Raw genomic sequence first — 17,279 nt, forward strand, 5'->3', positions numbered from 1 at the left:
GCGTCAACGAAATGGCCTTACGCTGCGCTGGCATCCCGTCGCGGCACCATCAGGCTCATATAGATCACGAGGGCGGCAATGACTGCGAGGAATATGACACTGGTGATGATCGTGCCGAGCCCCAGCCCGCCATATTCCATCGGTTGCGACAGCAAGTCTCCGAACGAGGCGCCCAGCGGCCGGGTCAGGATATAGGCCAGCCAGAAGGTCAGGATGGCGTCTGCCTTCAGCACGAAGTGAGTTACGGCGATCAACGCAATGACGGCCGCGAACAGTCCGCCTGTGGCCAGATATCCAAGCCCAAGGGTCTCAGCGACATAGTCGCCCACGGCCGTACCCAGCGCAAAGGTGAACAGGATCGCCAGCCAGTAGAAAATCTCGCGGCGCGTGGTGACGATGGTGTGGATCGACAGCGTCTTTTCGCTGGCGTACCAGGCACCGAAGGTCAGCACGAGCAGGATGGTGCAGCCGATCGTGGTGGTCTCCAGCGGGATACCGAAAGTATCGACCAGATTGTCGGTGATCAGCGTGCCGACGACGCTCACCAGCACTACCGCCAGCCAATAGGTCCATGGCACATAGCGCTTGCGGCTGAACTGCAGGCCGATGGCCACGGCCAGTACGACCATCATGATGATGGTCGTGGTCTGCAGGCCTATCCCCATATTAAGGGCGAGGAAATCGGCTGCGGTTTCCCCGACCGTGACCGCCATCAGCTTGATCAGCCAGAAATCGACGGTGACGCGGGGCACGCGGTTATAGGCCTCGACGCCGTCGATAGTGGCCATTTCCGGCCCGGAACGTGTTGTGCTGGCGATTTCCATCATGCACCTATCAGTTGAATGGCCTGGCCGAAGAAGTCATCGGCGCGCTTGTCGTCATCGGCGTTGCAGCGCTCCAGACCCTTGGCTTCCAGCTCGGCGACCTTGGCTTTGGTGGCGTCGTCGAGACTGGCGGCTTTCGGCTGCGCGGCGCGATACTTGGCCAGCATGTCCTCGCAGGGCAGGGGCTTGCCGGACGTATCGGTGGTAACGACACCGGCGGCATTGGTGGCGCCCGGATTGTCGAGCTGGGCCAGTAGCGCCGTCAGCGCCGCGTCCGAAGCCGGCGCGTCCGCCCGCACTGCCTCGAGCGCGGCATCGGAAGCGGCGTCGATGGCATCCCATTTTTGCGCATTCCTGGCACGCAGGTCGTTGGCGGCATTGTCCCAGGCCGTCTCGAATTCGGTAATTTTGGTCTCGGCGCCGGCCAGGTCATTGGACGCCACCAGCGCCTGGGTATCGGCCACGATGGTATGCATGGCCGAGAGGTCGCCCAACTCGCTGACCGTGACGGCGGCGAAGGCGGGGAGTGTCGCGGCGCCCGCTATCGGCAGGGCGAACAGGCAGGTGGCAAGAGCAAAGTGCGAAAGTCTCATCGTGGGCTCCAAAGCGTGGATCGGCTGGCGCTCACCATAGTCAGGGCCGGTCACGCCAGCCTGTCAGCGGCTATACATCGGTGTAAGAAATCAACCGGCGGGAGACACCGTGCGCGCGGCATGGCATAGCAAAGCTATGAAATTGCCAGTCATTCCCGCTTCGCGCCGCCCCATCCTGTTTGCCGCCCTGGCCCTGGCGGTGCTGCTCGGAGCTTTCGGCTTCGTCGCCGATGAGGTGATCGAGGGCGACACCGTCGTCTTCGATACCGCCGTCACCATGGTCCTGCGCGACAACGGCGACATCATGAATCCGATTGGGCCGGCATGGCTCGAAGAGGCTGGTCGCGACGTGACCTCGCTGGGCAGCTTTTCCATACTTGGCCTGATCGTCATCCTGGTGCTGATCAGCTTGGTGCTGATCAAGCGTCCTTTGACCGCAACCTATGTCACCTTTGCGGTGCTCAGTGGCACCGTCCTATCATCGGTGTTCAAGCAGATTTACGATCGGCCCCGGCCGCCCATGCTGGAGGCGATGCGGGTGTTTACCTCGAGCTTCCCCAGCGGGCACGCGACGGTATCGGCGGTGGTCTATCTAACGCTGGCGGCGCTATTGGCGCCCCTTTGCGCCGACCGCCGTCTGGCAACGCTTTGCATCGTCGCCGGTATTTTCCTGACGCTGCTGGTCGGCGTCTCGCGGGTCTATCTGGGCGTGCATTATCCCACCGACGTGATTGCCGGCTGGTCGCTTGGGGCGGCCTGGGCCCTGCTGTGCTGGGTGGGCGCTAATCTGCTGGGGTTGAACCGGCGCTGAGCGCCGTATTTCAGCCGCAAGCTCCGGCCGACCAAGACCTGCTGGAACTACCGATGGGCAAAGTCGTTTAGCCTTCAGCTTGACGTCAGGTTCTACTGGTAGAGCCACAGATATTTCAGGCTGGCCGATTACCCGCCCGCTGAGCGGTGGCCGATTTCGGCCCAAGAAGGACTGCACATGCCCGCTCAAGCCTACCTGAATCGCATTGCCACCGCGGTTCCGTCAAATGACGTCCACCAGTTCTTCATTGGGTTTGCGAGCTCTCAACTTAGCCAGGACCCGCGTCGAAGGGCAATTTTCAACCGCATGGCCGACAAGGGCGGCATCGAGCATCGATTTTCCTGCTTCGAGCAGGCGAGCGACCCGGAAGGGCCCATCGTCGATGGCGCGGGGATTTTCACGCGAGGTGGTTTTCCGGGGACGGCCAAACGAATGGACATGTTTGCCGCAACCGCTCCGGAACTGGCGCGTCAAGCTGTCGAAAAGGTTCTCGATGGCGAGGATCGCGCCACAATCACGCATCTGATCGTTACCACCTGCACCGGATTTTCCGCCCCCGGTATTGACCTCGAAGTCATCGCCCTGTGCGGCCTGTCGAGTTCGATCGAGCGGACGATCATTGGCTTCATGGGGTGCTATGCCGCCATCAATGCGCTCAAGCAGGCGCGACACATCGTGCGTTCCGAACCCGAGGCGCGCGTTCTGATCGTCAATATCGAGCTGTGCACGCTCCATCTCAAGGAAACTACCGACCTCGAAAAGCTGCTGTCGTTCTGCCTGTGGGGCGATGGCTGCGCCGCTTCGATCGTCAGTGCCGATGCCATAGGCTTCAGCCTCGATAGCTTCCGCGCCATCGTGGCGGCAGACAGCCGCGAACTGATGACTTGGAGCGTGCGTGACGATGGCTTCGATATGGTGCTGTCGGGTCAGGTGCCATCGGCAATCCATGACACGTTGAACGCCGGCATTGGCATCATCCTGGGCAACAAGAGCGTTGCCGAGATCGACCTGTGGGCCGTACATCCAGGGGGAAAGTCAGTCCTCGACGCTGTCGAGCGGGCGCTATCCTTGCCACCTGAAGCGCTGATGCCGTCACGAGCTGTGCTGCGCGAAAACGGCAACATGTCTTCGGCAACGGTCATGTTCGTGCTGGAGCGCATGCTGGCCGACCCCACCGCTGGAGACCTTGGTTGCGCCATGGCGTTCGGGCCCGGCCTGACCGCCGAAACCATGATGTTCCAGGCGGTTGGGACGGCGCACTAATGCCCGGTCCATTGTCGCGCCGGCGGATCGAGCCGGAACTGCTCGACACGATGGCGGTAGACGATCCCCGCGCCATGGCGTCACGGCGCGATCTAGTCCGCGTCAATGCTGTGATGTTCCAGAGCGCCATCATGGCGCGTCTGCTGGGCGCCAACGTTGAGCGCAAGCCATTGCGCATCCTGGAGATCGGCGCAGGCGATGGCCGCTTCATGCTTTCGGTCGCCCGTCGGCTGGCGCCACAATGGCCAAATGTCGAGGTGATAATGCTCGATCAGGCCGACTTGCTGACCCCCAGCATAAAAGCCGCCTTTGCCTCTCTCGGCTGGCGTGCGCAGTCGGTGGTCGCCGATGTCTTCGAGTGGATCGACAGACCGGACATCGGGATTTTCGATGCCGTTTCCGCCAATCTTTTCCTGCATCATTTCGAGGATCTGGAGCTTGAGAAACTGCTGTCCGTCATGCCGAGGCTGACGTCATGCTTTTTGGCCACGGAGCCGCGCCGGAGCGGGCTGGCCTTGTGGTGTACCGGCTGGTTGCGTGCCATCGGCGCCAATACGGTGACGCTGCATGATGCGGCGGCCAGCGTGCGGGCCGGGTTTGCTAGCGACGATCTATCCCGACTTTGGCCCGGGGGAACGGCAACGGCTTTTCAGGAACGCCGGGTTGGGCCGTTCACCCATGCCTTTGTGGCGCGCGGCACAGGCTGATGAACACACATTTCGATGCCGTGATCATCGGCGCCGGTCCTGCCGGCACAGCAGCAGCTATTGGTTTAGCGCAGCAGGGACGTTCGGTGGCGATCGTGGAACGCAGCGCATTTCCGCGCCGCAAGGTCTGTGGCGAGTTCACCTCGGCCATCGATATCGATCTGCTCGACCAGCTTGGGGTTGGGGCGGAGTTTCGCGCCCAGGCCGGACCGGAGGTCAGGCGTGTCGCACTGTTCGCAGCGGGTGACGCGGTCGAAGCGCCTATGCCGGAAGGGCAGGGTACAGCCTTCGGGCGGGCGCTTGGGCGGGACGTGTTGGACGGTTTGTTGCTGGACGCGGCGCGTGCCGGCGGCGTTATCGTTTTTCAACCGTGGCGGGCGACCGACATCGTGGCGGGCGTCGAACGCTCTTCCGTCACGATAGAATCGGCGACGGAGCAACTGCAACTCGAGGCTCCCGTTATCGTGGCAGCGCACGGGTCCTGGGAACCCGGCAAACTTCCAACCAATCTCACCAAGATCAATCGGCCGCATGACTTCCTGGGCTTCAAGGCTCATTTTATTGGTGGCAGGTTGCCGCCTGATCTCATGCCGCTGATCGCGTTTCCAGGCGGGTATGGCGGCATGGTCTGGGCCGACCACGATCGCTTGTCGCTGTCGTTCTGCATCCGCCGCGACGCTTTGGCTGCAGCCCGCCGCGTCAGCCCAGACGGCAGCGCGGCGGAAGCCGCGTTCAATCACATCCTCAGATATTGCCCCGGCGTCGCCGAGGCCTTGCATGGCGCGGAACTGGCCGGTCCCTGGCTCGCCGCAGGCCCGATCCGTCCTGGGATTCGCCGAGCTTACGCCGACGACATTTTCCGCGTCGGCAATGTCGCCGGCGAGTCCCATCCCATCATCGCCGAGGGCATCGCCATGGCATTGCAATCGGGCTGGATCCTTGCAGCGCAGCTTGGCCAGTTCGACGCCTGGGATAGCACCGCGCGAGCTGCAGCAGGGAAGGCCTATGCGTCGGTCTGGCGCAAGCAGTTTGCGACACGCATTCGGCTGGCTTCCGTGCTGTCCGGACTGGCGACTTCGGCCAATGGCGCGAAGCTTATGCATCTTGTCATCAGCCGGTTTCCGGTCAGCCTGTCGACCGGCGCACGCCTCAGCGGAAAAACAAAAAGGCTGCCAGAGTTCACACCCTGCATTGTCAAGTAATGGAAACCGGCTCGGTCCAACGGTAATCCGACATCGCGGCTGGCGACGCGCTCTCGCCGTTTGGAAACGCTGGCGGCTCGACACAAAGAGTGCCAAGACAGTCGAGCCTAAAGCTTGCACATTGGCCAATCCAACCACAATCGCAGGCCGTCGCGCCGTAATTATTTTCAGCACCACACGGATAGACAGCCTTTCGATTCGTCTGGAGACAGTGCTTTCATGGTTAGCCGCTCGGATATCTGCAGTTGGCGCATGATGTACGAGCAGGCCGCCGAAAAAGCTCAAGAGGCCGGACGAATGAGACAAACTCATTCAACAGGTGACGTGGATGCTTGGAACCCCGAAGGGCCCTTTTCGAGATGAAAAGCGACACGGTTTTTAAACAAGCGTTCAATCAATTGCTGGGCCTTTTGGCCGCGTTGCCAACTGGGCAAGCCCTGCCGTCCGAGAATGTCTTGAGCGCCCGGCTTGGCGTCAGCCGCACGACGGTCAGAAAAGCCATTGCCTTGCTTGACCAGCGCGAACTGGTGTCTCGAGTGGGCAAGACGCGTATCGCCGTTGCGCCGGCGACCCCAGCGGCACATTTTCCCGTTACCGAAACCGTCTCAACCTCCGAACAGGTCGAGAACCAGTTCATGGAATGGATGTTGCGGGCGGACACCAAGCCGGGAACGCTGATCAATGAGCTGGAACTGGCGCGGGAATTCAATGTCGGCACTACCGTCATCAGAGAATTTCTCAACCGTTTCCAGCGCTTCGGACTGATCGAGAAACGCCGCAAATCAGGTTGGCTGTTCAAGGGGTTCACTCAAGATTTCGGGATCGAACTTTTCGAGATCCGACAGATGTTCGAATTGCGGTCGGCGCTCGCATTTGCCCGATTACCGAAGAACGCCTCGGCCTGGACGAAATTGAACGCGATCGAGCTTCAACATCACGAACTGCTGGATACAATAGACACCAAATTTCATGACTTCTCCGATCTCGACAATCGCTTCCACAGGTTGATCAACGGCGCTTCGCCAAATCGCTTCATTGATGATTTCTACGACATCATCACGCTGATTTTCCACTATCACTACCAGTGGAACAAACGTGACGAGCGCGTCCGCAATGCCGTGGCGATCCGCGAACACCTCGATTACATAGCCGCTCTCAAGAGCCGCGACCTGGAAAAGGTCAACTCGGCCTGCAACCGGCATCTGGCGTCCGCCCGCACAACCATGCTGGAAGCCTTCTCAAGGAAATAAACCGCTGCTGGTATGTTTTCTATGCATAAAAAACATATGGCGCGGCAATTTTGATTGTGCGTAGATGGTGCAGCGCGGCGGTCCGGGAGAGACCGCAAAAAACGCGCACCAAAGGGAGTTGATAATGAAATCCGTAAAACTGGGCCGCCGCGCGGTCCTGGGCCTTTCCGCCATCGCTCTGCTCGCCGGTATGTCGGGGATGCCGGCCTTCGCCCAGGATGTGACCATTCCGATCATCGTCAAGGACACCACGTCCTTCTACTGGCAGATCGTGCTTGCCGGCGCGCGCGCAGCTGGCAAGGATCTGGGCGTCAACGTGCCTGAGCTTGGGGCACAGGCTGAAACCGACATCAACGGCCAGATTTCGATCCTCGAAAATGCCGTCGCCGGCAAGCCCGCAGCGGTCGTGATTGCGCCGACGGAAAAGTCGGCGCTCGGTGCGCCGATCACCGAGGCGGCCAAGTCCGTGCCGATCGTGGGCATCGACTCCTCGGCTGACTCGGACGCCTTTACATCCTTCCTGACAACCGACAACGTCCAGGGTGGCCGCATCGCCGCTGACGGCCTGGCCGCCGCCATCATCGCCGCAACGGGCAAGGCCGAGGGCGAAGTCGCACTGATCACCAGCGTGCCCAATGCCGGCTCGCTGGAAGAGCGTCGCAAAGGCTTCACGGAACAGCTTGCGGCCAAGTATCCCGGCCTCAAACTGGTCGCGGACAAGTATGCCGACGGCCAGGCAGCGACCGGCTTGAACATCACCACCGACTTGCTAACCGCCAATCCAAACCTGGTTGGCATTTTTGCCTCCAACCTGATCATGGCGCAGGGTGCGGGTCAGGCTCTGGCTGAGAACGACGCGTCCAAGAAAGTGGCGTTGATCGGTTTCGACAGCGACGACAAGCTGGTTGGTTTCCTCAAGGACGGCACGATCGACGCGCTGGTCGTCCAGGACCCCTACCGGATGGGCTATGACGGCATCAAAACTGCATTGGCCGCGTCCAAGGGCGAAGCCGTCGAGAAGTTCGTCGATACTGGTGCCAATCTGATCACCACCGCGAACATGAACGATCCTCGCAGCCAGGAACTGCTGAACCCCAAGGTCAACTGATCGGTACGGGGCGCGGTCTGACGAGATGACCGCGCCCCGCATCCATCGATGCGACGACTTGCCTGGGGCGCCACACGGCGGAGGAGATTTGCGTTGACTGAGCTTGCAAGCGATTCAGCCCAAGCGGCAATCGTGCCGATCTTGCAGTTGCGCGGCCTGGAAAAGCGCTATGGCCATATCCAGGCGCTCAAGCCGAGTTCGCTCGATTTCAACCGTGGTGAAATTCACGCCATCGTCGGGGAGAACGGGGCCGGCAAGTCGACGCTGATAAAGCTGTTGACCGGCGTCATTCAGCGCACTGGCGGCGCCATCCTGTGGAACGGACAGGAAGTTGGCTTGGCCAATCCCAGCGAGGCGATTGGCCACGGCATCAACGCGGTGCATCAGGAAGTCGTGCTATGCCGCCATCTATCGGTCGCGGCCAACATTTTCCTGGGTGATGAAACCGTTCGGTTCGGGATGCTGCAAAAAGGCGCCATGACCCGCGCCGCGCAGAAAATCCTCGATGACATCGGATTTGATCTGAAGGCGGATGCGATCCTGGGCTCGCTCACCATCGGGCAGCAGCAATTGGTGGCGACGGCACGCGCCTCTGTGCGCGGCACCAAGTTCATCATCTTCGACGAGCCCACCGCCTATCTGACCCGGCAGGAAGCCGCGCAATTGTTTGCCCTGATCCGCCGGCTCAGGGGTGAAGGCGTGACCGTGGTCTATATCAGCCACCGCATGGAGGAAATATTCGAACTCGCCGACCGCGTTTCGGTGCTGCGCGATGGGCTCTTGGTGGGAACGCGCAATATCGCTGAGACCAATGATACCGAACTGGTCGCGATGATGATCAACCGGACGCTGGACCAGATCTACCACAAGGAAACCATACCCTTCGGCAAACTGCTGCTCGAGGCCAAGCAACTCTCCGGCAAAGGCTTTTCGGACATCTCGATCAAGGTGCATGCGGGCGAGATCGTGGGGCTTTATGGCCTGATCGGCGCTGGCCGAAGCGAGTTCGCCTTGAGCCTGTTCGGGCGCAATCCCAAGACTGGGGGATCAATTGAATGGCAAGGCCAGGAGGTCAATATCCGCAATGAGCGCAAGGCGATCGCGCTGGGGATTGCGTTGGCACCGGAAAGCCGTCGCGACCAGGGATTGAACCTCAACCTGCCGATCGGACTGAACCTAAACCTGCCGATCTATGATCGGCTGACGCGCGGTCCCTTCGTCGATGTCGGCGAGGAAAAGCGGCGCGCCGACCAGCAGATCAAGGACCTGGGCATCAAGACGCCGTCGCGGCGCTCATTGGCTTCCTCGATGTCCGGGGGCAATCAGCAGAAGATCGTGATCGGCAAGTGGCTCAACCACGGGGCTGACCTCTTCATCTTCGATGAGCCCACGGTTGGCGTGGATGTTGGCACCAAGGCCGAAATCTATCGCCTGTTTGCCAAGCTGCTCAAGGACGGCGCGGGGATCATCCTGATCTCGTCGTACCTGCCCGAGGTGTATGAGCTGGCTGACACGCTGCATGTGTTTCGCGATGGCCGGCTCACCGGCTCGCAGACGTATCGGCAATCCTCTCACGAACACATTCTGGCCGAGGCCATCGGCGTCTGACGCCATCCATTGGAGAGCTTGATGACAACCGAAGTTACCCCGACAACGACCAAGGCCAAGCGCAATTTCAGCTTCCTGTTTGCGCTGACGCTGGTCGGGCTGCTGCTCCTGCTATGCGTGGTGCTCAGCATCGCGACCCCCAATTTCGCCACTCCTAACAATATCTCGAACCTGTTGCGGCAAGGCTCGATGATTGCGATCCTCGCGATCGGGCAGACCTTCGTCATCATTACCGGAGGCATCGATCTGTCGGTCGGGGCCATCGTCGGCTTTTCCACCGTGATCGTGGCAGGCTTGATTCAAAGTGGCATGCCGATCTGGCTGGCGATCATCATCACCCTGCTCATGGGCCTGGCAATCGGGTTCTTCCACGCCTTTGGCATCGTCAAGATGGGCTTGCCACCGTTCATCATCACGCTGGCAACGCTGACATCCTTGCGCGGCATGGGCTTGCTGATGACCAACGGATCGACCATCAATATTACCGATCCGGCATTCACCCAGTTTTCGCGCGAGAGCTTCCTGGGAATTCCCAACCTGTTCTGGATGGTGGTGATCGTCGCCGTGCCGGCCTATATCTTCCTGCACCTCAGCAAATGGGGCCGCTATCTCTATGCGGTCGGCTCCAATTCGGAATCGGCCCGCCTGTCCGGGGTCAGCGTCCCCAAGATGATCTTCATCGCCTATGGCCTTTCAGCCATGTGCGCGGCTTTTGTGGGGGTCATGCTGGCGGCCCGTCTGGGCGTAGGCAATGCGACCCAGGGCGAGGGCTGGGAATTGCAGGCCATCGCGTCGAGCGTCATCGGCGGCACGTCGCTGTTCGGGGCCGTCGGGTCCGTGCATGGCCCCCTGATCGGCGCCTTCATCCTGGCGACCATCAGCAACGGCGCCAACCTGCTCAACGTCAATTCGTTCTGGCAGCGCATCATTACCGGCGTGCTGATCATCGTCATCGTGTTTTTCGATCAGTTGCGGCGGCGCGGACGCTAGAGCCTGGCCGGCATCCGCCTCGGCACGTGAACGGCATCGCTGCCTCAATGTCGCTCAGGCGGAAATTCTAAACGGGGCTGGGCGCAGTCATCATGACCCGCCGCCCGCCCAACAATACCAATCAGAAATGGTTCACGCTCATGCAAGCGCTCGTCATCACGTCTCCTGGAAATGCCGAAATCATCGAGGTGCCGGTTCCGGTGCCCGCTGCCGGCGAAGTCGCCATCGATCTGGCCTTCGTTGGCTATTGCGGGTCGGACCTCACCTCCTATCGCGGGCTTAACCCGCTGGTCAGCTATCCCCGTGTGCCGGGACATGAAATCGCGGGCACGATCGCCAGTTTGGGCGCTGGGGTCGAAGGCCTTTCGGTCGGCGAAAGCGTGACAGTGCTGCCATATTTCAACTGCGGCAAGTGCCGGGCGTGTCGGGCCGGCCGGCCGAATGCCTGCCTTTACAACCAGACAATGGGCGTTCAGCGCGAAGGCGCCATGACCGCGCGCGTGGTCGTGCCGCGGGAGAAAGTCCTGCCCATTGGTGGAGTGCGGCTGCGAGATGCGGCGTTGATAGAGCCCTGTTCGGTAGGCTTTCACGCGGTCAATCGCGCCCAGATTAACCGGGGAGAAACGGTCGTGGTTCTGGGCTGTGGCATGATCGGGCTGGGTGTCCTGATGGGAGCCTTGCGCCGTGGAGCGACGGTCATTGCCGTCGATGTGAGCCCCGAAAAGCTTGAGGTCGCCAAAAAGCTCGGCGCCGCCAGCATCATCTGTACCGCAGATGGCGACGTCGGCGCCCAGATCGCCGCCATCCTGCCGGAGGGGCCGGACGTCGCTATCGAAGCTGTCGGGACGACAGCCACATTCCTGCAGGCGGTCGATATTGTCGGGCAGTGCGGACGGATCGTCTATATCGGCTACGCCAAGCACCCTGTCGAATATGACACCAAACAGTTCATCACCAAGGAGCTCGATATCCGTGGCTCACGCAATGCCATGCGTTCGGATTTCGACGATGTTATTGCCTGGCTGACGGAGCATCCGGAGGCTGGTGACCTGATCGTCAGCGCGACTGTCAGTCTTGCCGACGCTCCAGCTGCGCTGGCACGCTGGGATAGCCAGCCCGGCAGTTTCACCAAGATATTGGTGCGCCTCGAACCGTTGGACTGAACGGAGGCTGCTTCGGCCCCGGTGGGGCGGGAAGGGACTGGCAGCTTCGCTTTTTGATCTCAGAAAACAGACACCGAGGACCGTACGAAAACACGGAAAAAACCAGACGCCTCTACGCTTATTGCGAGGCAGTTCGACCATCGTTTGCACCGTGTTGGCATCACGACGCGGAGGCTCGCCGAAAAGGCGCTTGTATTCCCTGCTGAATTGCGAGGTGCTCCTATAGCCGACAGCGAACGATATGGAGGCCGCGTCGGCCTCCTTGGAAACCAGGCGACGGCGGGCTTCCTGCAGCCGGATGTGCTTTTGGTATTGCAGCTCCTGGGTCTGGGACAGGTAAAGCACCACGTTCATGATCACCGCGGGAGGTTGATCGCCAGGAAAGGCTTTTCCGGCGATGCCTTATGATCTGACCCATGGCCGTAACCTCGGCAGCGACGACCATGGTCTGTCCGGGGCCATATTCGAACACCTGATCCCCGATTATCGTCCGCTTGGTGCTTGCAGCAGGATGAATGCCATCGGGTCAAAAACCAGGCAATTCATCTTGGTCGGCTCAGTGATGCTAATGACGCTCAGCCGCGGCATGCCGGGATGTTTGACACCGGCGTGACGGACTGCCAGGCGCGGATTTCATCGAGTTTGTCCATGCCTCATCAGGGGGCCACTTGCCTGAAAAGATCAACCCCTCGGCGGGATCAGGCAATTTATCAGGACCATCAGGCATGGCGAAAAGCCTGCCCGTAACCCAGATTCCTTTCACATAACGAAAGGTACGGTCATGCAAAAACGTAAACTGGGCACCAACGGCCCGGAAGTCTCTGCCATCGGTTACGTCGCCATGGGCTTTCATCTGGCCCACGGCTCCGCCGACGAAGAGGCGGGGCTGGCGACAATCCGTCGTGCCTACGATCTTGGCGTGACGTTCTTCGATACAGCCGAGCTTTATGGCTGGGGTGACAACGAGAAGTTCATCGCCGCGCCGTCAAAGGCTTCCGCGATGACGTAGTGTTGGCAACCAAGTTCGGCTTTACCCGCGCTTATGGAACCGACAGCCGGCCCGCGCACCTCCGCGACGTCACCGAGAACAGCCTGAGCTATCTCGGCGTCGACTATATCGATGTGCTCTACCAGCACCGCGTCGATCCCAATGTGCCAATCGAAGATGTCGCCGGCACCGTCCAAGACCTGATTGCCGAGGGCAAGGTCAAGCATTTCGGGTTGAGCGAGGCCGGACCAGAAACCATCCGCAAAGCGCACGCCGTGCAGGAAGTCGCAATGCTCCAGACCGAGTATTCTGTGTTTGAGCGCGAGGTTGAAGTCCTGTTTCCGGTCACGCACGAGCTCGGTATCGGCTTTGTCCCGTACTCGCCGCTCGGTCGTGGCTTTCTGACCGGTGCGGTCAGGCCTGCCGGCGAACTTGAAGAGAGCGATATGCGCCGGGGCGACCCACGCTGGCAGCCCGGCGATTTCGAGAAGAATGTCGAAGCTGTTCGCCAGTGGACCGAGCTTGCCAGTTTGAGGGGCGCCACAGTGTCGCAATTGGCGCTCGCCCGGTTGCTCGCGCAAGGCAACGACATTGTGCCGATCCCCGGCTTCCGCAAGGCGGAACGCTTCGCTGCCGATATGGTGCTGACAGCGGAGGACCTGGCCAAGATCAAGGAAATCCTGTCGGAAGGCGGTTTTGGCGCGCGGTTTCGGCCTCAAACTGGCCAAGGCGCCGGAGAAGGAGCGCGTCGCCAAGATTCGTGAAGCCGCTCGTATCCTGCAGATGGAACATCTGTTGCAACGCAAGCGCGCTCAACTGTCCGGCGGCCAGCGCCAGCGCGTCGCCATCGGCCGCGCCATTGTGCGCAAACGGGAAGTCTTCCTGTTCGACGAGCCGCTATCCAACCTCGACGCGGCGCTACGCCTGGATATGCGCATGGAACTCTCAAAGCTCCACCAGGATCTCGGCGCCACCATGATCTATGTCACCCACGATCAGGTCGAAGCAATGACCCTGGCCGACAAGATAGTCGTCCTCAACCACGGCATTGTGCAGCAGCTTGGCTCCCCGCTCGATCTCTATCACCGCCCTGCCAATCTCTTCGTCGCCGGTTTCCTCGGCTCCCCGAAGATGAATTTCCTTGGGGTCGCGGTCAGCGCCATAGGACCCGAGGGCATAACCGTGGCATCGGATGAAGTAGCCGCCATCACCATCCCGGCGATCGGCAAGGCGTCGGTCGGCGACAAGCTCACCCTCGGCATCCGCCCGAATTATCTCGCCTTTGCCGACACGCGTCCCATCCACGGCAAGGTCGGGCTGGTCGAGCGCCTCGGCAACGAAACCATCGTTAGCCTCAACCTGCCCAGCGGCCGCAATCTGATCGCCGCGCTCGATGGCGACGCCAATATCGCCCTCGGCCAGGATCTGGCTCTCGGCTTCACGCCCGATAAAGCCGTGCTGTTCGACGCAGCCGGGGACGCCATGCCTCTGCTCACTTAACCCACGGTAGCGTCTGCTTTTGCGGACGTGCGAAACTAGTCCTCGGCCTCTTCGACGTCGGTGAGATAGACCGAGACTTCGATATCGATGTCGTGGCCGGCGATGGCGGCGACCATGTGGGCGGGTAGGCGGGTCGACATCGCCTCGCCCTCCTCGGGGAAGTCGAAGGCGATATCGAGGACAGCCTTGCCGATTCGGCGATCTGCCAGCATGGCGGCGATGGCCGGCCCGCAGTTCTCCGCAAGTTCCAGGACTGCGCGGACAGGATTGTCCACGTCCACGTCGACCTGAGCGTAGGAACTATCCGCGTCATCCTCGGGCTCAAAGCGGCTGCTCAGGCGCTTGAGCGCCCCATCCAGCTCAAGTTGTCCTACACGGACCCCCGACAGGCGTAGGGCGATGGCGAAGGGTTCGAAGAGCGACATCAGGAACGTCCGGCAGTGGCCGCGAACAAGGCGATGGCGGCGGCGTTGGATACGTTGAGCGATTTGATCGGGCCGGGCATGTCGAGCTTGACCACCTCGTCGCAGAGTTCGCGGGTGCGCTGGCGCAGGCCCTTGCCCTCGGCGCCCATGACGATCGCCAGCGGGACGTCGCCGCTGCGCGGCTTGAGCTGGTGTTCACTCTCCGAATCAAAGCCCAGCACTAACATGCCGCGTTTCTTGAGAGTTTCGATTGCATCGCCGAGGTTTTTCACCTCGATCATCGGCACCAGATCGAGCGCGCCGGAGGCGGATTTGGCCATGACGCCGGTCTCGCGTGGCGAGTGGCGCGCCGTGGTAATGACCGCATCGGCGCCAAAAGCGCAGGCGGTGCGCAGGATGGCGCCGACATTGTGCGGGTCGGTGATCTGGTCGAGCACCACGACGAGCCGTAAGGGATTGATATCATTGAGGCCGAAGCGGCTGACCGGATCGACTTCCAGGGCCGCGCCCTGGTGCACGGCATCGTCGCCGAGCAGGTGATCGAGTTCCTTGGGCGTGGTCTCCTTGACGGAGACCTTGCCGATCTCGCCGGTTTCCTTGAGCCTATTCAAGGCGTTAGGGGTGACCAACAAGACTTTTTTGGTGCGGTTGGGATTGTCCAGCGCGGCGCGGACCGTGTGCAGGCCATAAAGATAGACCGGACCGTCATCGGGATCGTAGCGTGGTTTGGCGGGAAATTTGTTGAAGCTCATGGGGCAGGGGTAGCGCCTTTGGGCGGGTCCAGCAAGCCGCTCCGGGTGCCTATATGAACAAGCATGCTGGATTTCTTGCGGGCAAGTTGCAACAGCAGTTGACACTCCTGTCACAGATCACCATAAACCGCCCGACGACGCGCCCAGGCGCTTCGTTATCCCGCTCGTGCGACGTAGTCAGTGGAGGGGTGGGAGAGTGGTTAAATCCGGCAGACTGTAAATCTGCTCGCTTAGCGTACACTGGTTCGAATCCAGTCCCCTCCACCATTTCGCTGTTTCGAATGCCGCCCGGCATTGCCTTGGCCCGGCATTGAAACTAGCATCGAGCGATCCTCGCATGGCCCATGCCAAACGGGCGGGTATAGCTCAGTGGTAGAGCAGCAGCCTTCCAAGCTGAATATGCGGGTTCGATTCCCGCTACCCGCTCCAGCTCTTCTCTATGAAATTGTTGCGGTTGTACGACTGAGCCCATCGGTCCGTTTCACGGACGTATCGAAAGACTTTCCAGCGCGGGAATAGGATCGTTGAGTTCGGGTCTTTCCCTAATTTGTCGTTTTGCCATTATCGGCGCTGACCGATGTTCGTTTCGAGATTTTTCGATACCTTGAAAAGCCGGGCACGCCTGCGGGGGACTTATAAAGGGCAGCGCGCCTCTGCCGCTCAATCAGTTCTGCCGGCAACCGCCGAGATGGAGTGGGCTTGTCCGCTTTTGGTCAGCGACACCAGAAAGCAGACGCTTGCGGCATTGCTGATTTGGGCCGGCATGGTCCAACACTTAGATTTTCGCTTGCCTGCTGGACAATGGACGGGAACTTGGACAGACGTGAGATGGACGAATGTCTAATCGAGTTCGAGGAACCCATTAGTGTGGACTGAGGCAGTCGCCGCGAGGCTCTCAATTACCGGCAGCGCCAAGGCCGTTTTCCGTAGTCTGGTGCTCGATGGTCCGTCGACCAGGCCGAATATGGGCTCGGCCCTTGGTCTGTCGCGTCCCACCATGTCGGCGGCCATCGCTGAGTTGGAAAATCTTGGCTACGTCGAAATGATCGGCGCTGTGCGTGGGCCGCTTGGGCGCAGTGCCTCGCAATATCGCGTTGGGCCGCAGGCCGGTCACGTGATGGCGGTCGATGCCGGCTCAACCTCGATACGACTACGCGTTTCCACCCTCGATCGGCGGCTGCTCTATAGTCATGTGCACCGTCTGCCCATGCGTCAGTTTGAGGTCAGCGCCGAGGTGAGCCGGGCGGTGGCGGCCGAGGTGGCTGCGGCTCTGGCGGCGACCCTGCCGGAGTGGGGACCGCTGAGCACATTGGGCATTGCGGTGCCAACGCGCGTCGTTGGTCCGGATGGCGACGCGGAGGCGAGCCGGCAGAACGTCGTGTTCACCGCATTCACGCCGCCCCAGCAGACGACGGTCTTACTGGAAAACAACGTCAACTGCGCGGCCGTGGCCGAGATGCATTATGGCGCCGCGCAGGGCGAAGAGACGTTCTCCTATGTTCAGATCGGGCTCAAGATCGGCATGGGGCTGGTGTTGGGCGGCCAGTTGATCCGCGGCCGATACGGGGCCGCCGGCGAAATCGGCCACCTTGCTTTCCCTTTCGCGCCGGGCACAGAGCCACGGCCAGGGGAGGTCGAGCATTACCTCGGCACTGAGGCCCTGATGGCCCGCGTTCATGCCGATTGGTCACCAGATGATGGCGCTCCGCCCCTCGATACGACCGAACTGCTGCTGATGGCCGGAAACGGCGGCGTTGGGGCTCAGCGTCACGTGGCAAAGCACGCAGCCGATATTGGCGCCATCGTCGCCTCCTGCGTGAGCGTGGTTGACCCGGGTGTCGTGGTGCTTGGCGGCGGTTTCGGATCGTCGCCTCTGTTGCTGCCTGGCGTCAGCGACACGGTTCGCCGGCTCTCCTATTCGGCCGAAGTGCGCAGCAGTGACCTCGGCTCGGACGCCACCGTGCTCGGCATCGAGCGCCTCGCCATGGAGCGCGGACTGTTGCTGGCCCTCGGCGAAACCATCTGACACATCGAAATCGGGTGCTCAATCCACGAAGCCTATTGCCCTCCGTCATTAATTAGTTAAGGTGCCTAA

General features: G+C 61.0%; 15 protein-coding genes, 2 tRNA genes and 2 pseudogenes. 14 read left to right on the forward strand and 5 right to left on the reverse strand.

What is annotated here, in order from left to right:
- Nucleotides 1-17 precede the first annotated feature (17 nt).
- Both JWP26_RS10705 and JWP26_RS10710 read right to left on the reverse strand, forming a co-directional pair.
- Nucleotides 18-788 (reverse strand): hypothetical protein, encoded by a 771-nt coding sequence (locus JWP26_RS10705; protein WP_299727007.1) that lies wholly within the window; start codon nucleotides 786-788, stop codon nucleotides 18-20.
- 35 nt (nucleotides 789-823) lie between these two features.
- On the reverse strand, nucleotides 824-1,417 hold the full coding sequence (locus JWP26_RS10710; RefSeq protein WP_299727010.1) for a hypothetical protein: 594 nt from the start codon (nucleotides 1,415-1,417) through the stop codon (nucleotides 824-826).
- 136 nt (nucleotides 1,418-1,553) lie between these two features.
- On the opposite strand from JWP26_RS10710, the gene JWP26_RS10715 reads away from it, so the two are divergent.
- The 9 genes from JWP26_RS10715 (at nucleotide 1,554) to JWP26_RS10755 (ending at nucleotide 11,519) form a co-directional block, all read left to right on the forward strand.
- Nucleotides 1,554-2,228 carry a phosphatase PAP2 family protein gene (locus JWP26_RS10715; RefSeq protein WP_299727013.1) on the forward strand — a complete coding sequence of 225 codons (675 nt, stop codon included), beginning with the start codon at nucleotides 1,554-1,556 and terminating at the stop codon, nucleotides 2,226-2,228.
- A gap of 177 nt (nucleotides 2,229-2,405) precedes the next feature.
- Nucleotides 2,406-3,491, forward strand: coding sequence for a type III polyketide synthase (locus JWP26_RS10720; protein WP_299727016.1), 1,086 nt, complete (start codon nucleotides 2,406-2,408; stop codon nucleotides 3,489-3,491).
- Nucleotides 3,491-4,198, forward strand: coding sequence for a methyltransferase domain-containing protein (locus JWP26_RS10725; RefSeq protein ID WP_299727019.1), 708 nt, complete (start codon nucleotides 3,491-3,493; stop codon nucleotides 4,196-4,198). The genes JWP26_RS10720 and JWP26_RS10725 overlap by 1 nt, the downstream gene beginning before the upstream one ends.
- Complete coding sequence (locus tag JWP26_RS10730) at nucleotides 4,198-5,400, forward strand: FAD-dependent monooxygenase (RefSeq protein WP_299727022.1); 1,203 nt, start codon at nucleotides 4,198-4,200, stop codon at nucleotides 5,398-5,400. The genes JWP26_RS10725 and JWP26_RS10730 overlap by 1 nt, the downstream gene beginning before the upstream one ends.
- A 359-nt stretch (nucleotides 5,401-5,759) precedes the next feature.
- The gene (locus JWP26_RS10735; RefSeq protein WP_299727025.1) at nucleotides 5,760-6,650 is read left to right on the forward strand and encodes a GntR family transcriptional regulator; all 891 of its coding nucleotides are present in this window, start codon (nucleotides 5,760-5,762) and stop codon (nucleotides 6,648-6,650) included.
- A 124-nt stretch (nucleotides 6,651-6,774) separates the two neighbouring features.
- The gene (locus JWP26_RS10740) at nucleotides 6,775-7,758 is read left to right on the forward strand and encodes an ABC transporter substrate-binding protein (protein ID WP_299727028.1); all 984 of its coding nucleotides are present in this window, start codon (nucleotides 6,775-6,777) and stop codon (nucleotides 7,756-7,758) included.
- A gap of 93 nt (nucleotides 7,759-7,851) precedes the next feature.
- Complete coding sequence (locus tag JWP26_RS10745) at nucleotides 7,852-9,366, forward strand: sugar ABC transporter ATP-binding protein (protein ID WP_299727031.1); 1,515 nt, start codon at nucleotides 7,852-7,854, stop codon at nucleotides 9,364-9,366.
- Nucleotides 9,367-9,387: 21 nt separating this feature from the next.
- Nucleotides 9,388-10,356, forward strand: a complete 969-nt coding sequence (locus tag JWP26_RS10750) for an ABC transporter permease (protein WP_299727034.1) — start codon at nucleotides 9,388-9,390, stop codon at nucleotides 10,354-10,356.
- A gap of 92 nt (nucleotides 10,357-10,448) precedes the next feature.
- Nucleotides 10,449-11,519 carry a zinc-binding alcohol dehydrogenase family protein gene (locus tag JWP26_RS10755; RefSeq protein ID WP_299727037.1) on the forward strand — a complete coding sequence of 357 codons (1,071 nt, stop codon included), beginning with the start codon at nucleotides 10,449-10,451 and terminating at the stop codon, nucleotides 11,517-11,519.
- Nucleotides 11,520-11,693: 174 nt separating this feature from the next.
- On the opposite strand, the pseudogene JWP26_RS10760 reads toward JWP26_RS10755, so the two are convergent.
- Nucleotides 11,694-11,873 (reverse strand): annotated as a pseudogene (locus JWP26_RS10760) (helix-turn-helix domain-containing protein); the annotation flags it as partial.
- Nucleotides 11,874-12,360: 487 nt separating this feature from the next.
- Between JWP26_RS10760 and JWP26_RS10765 the strand changes: the two are divergent.
- Both JWP26_RS10765 and JWP26_RS10770 read left to right on the forward strand, forming a co-directional pair.
- Nucleotides 12,361-13,271: pseudogene (locus JWP26_RS10765) on the forward strand (aldo/keto reductase).
- On the forward strand, nucleotides 13,204-14,007 hold the full coding sequence (locus JWP26_RS10770) for an ABC transporter ATP-binding protein (RefSeq protein WP_299727040.1): 804 nt from the start codon (nucleotides 13,204-13,206) through the stop codon (nucleotides 14,005-14,007). Before JWP26_RS10765 ends, JWP26_RS10770 begins: the two are co-directional and overlap by 68 nt.
- A 35-nt stretch (nucleotides 14,008-14,042) precedes the next feature.
- Here JWP26_RS10770 and JWP26_RS10775 read toward each other — a convergent pair whose 3' ends face one another.
- On the reverse strand, nucleotides 14,043-14,432 hold the full coding sequence (locus JWP26_RS10775; protein WP_299727043.1) for a hypothetical protein: 390 nt from the start codon (nucleotides 14,430-14,432) through the stop codon (nucleotides 14,043-14,045).
- Complete coding sequence (rlmB, locus tag JWP26_RS10780) at nucleotides 14,432-15,184, reverse strand: 23S rRNA (guanosine(2251)-2'-O)-methyltransferase RlmB (RefSeq protein ID WP_299727046.1); 753 nt, start codon at nucleotides 15,182-15,184, stop codon at nucleotides 14,432-14,434. The genes JWP26_RS10775 and rlmB overlap by 1 nt, the downstream gene beginning before the upstream one ends.
- Nucleotides 15,185-15,366: 182 nt before the next feature.
- On the opposite strand from rlmB, the gene JWP26_RS10785 reads away from it, so the two are divergent.
- The 3 genes from JWP26_RS10785 (at nucleotide 15,367) to JWP26_RS10795 (ending at nucleotide 17,210) form a co-directional block, all read left to right on the forward strand.
- Nucleotides 15,367-15,451, forward strand: a tRNA-Tyr gene (locus JWP26_RS10785).
- Between the two features lie 88 nt (nucleotides 15,452-15,539).
- Nucleotides 15,540-15,613, forward strand: a tRNA-Gly gene (locus tag JWP26_RS10790).
- A gap of 436 nt (nucleotides 15,614-16,049) precedes the next feature.
- A complete protein-coding gene (locus JWP26_RS10795) occupies nucleotides 16,050-17,210 on the forward strand; it encodes an ROK family transcriptional regulator (protein WP_299727049.1) in 1,161 nt (386 codons plus the stop codon).
- Nucleotides 17,211-17,279 lie beyond the last annotated feature (69 nt).

The organism is Devosia sp. (assembly GCF_028290435.1).
GTDB lineage: Bacteria > Pseudomonadota > Alphaproteobacteria > Rhizobiales > Devosiaceae > Devosia.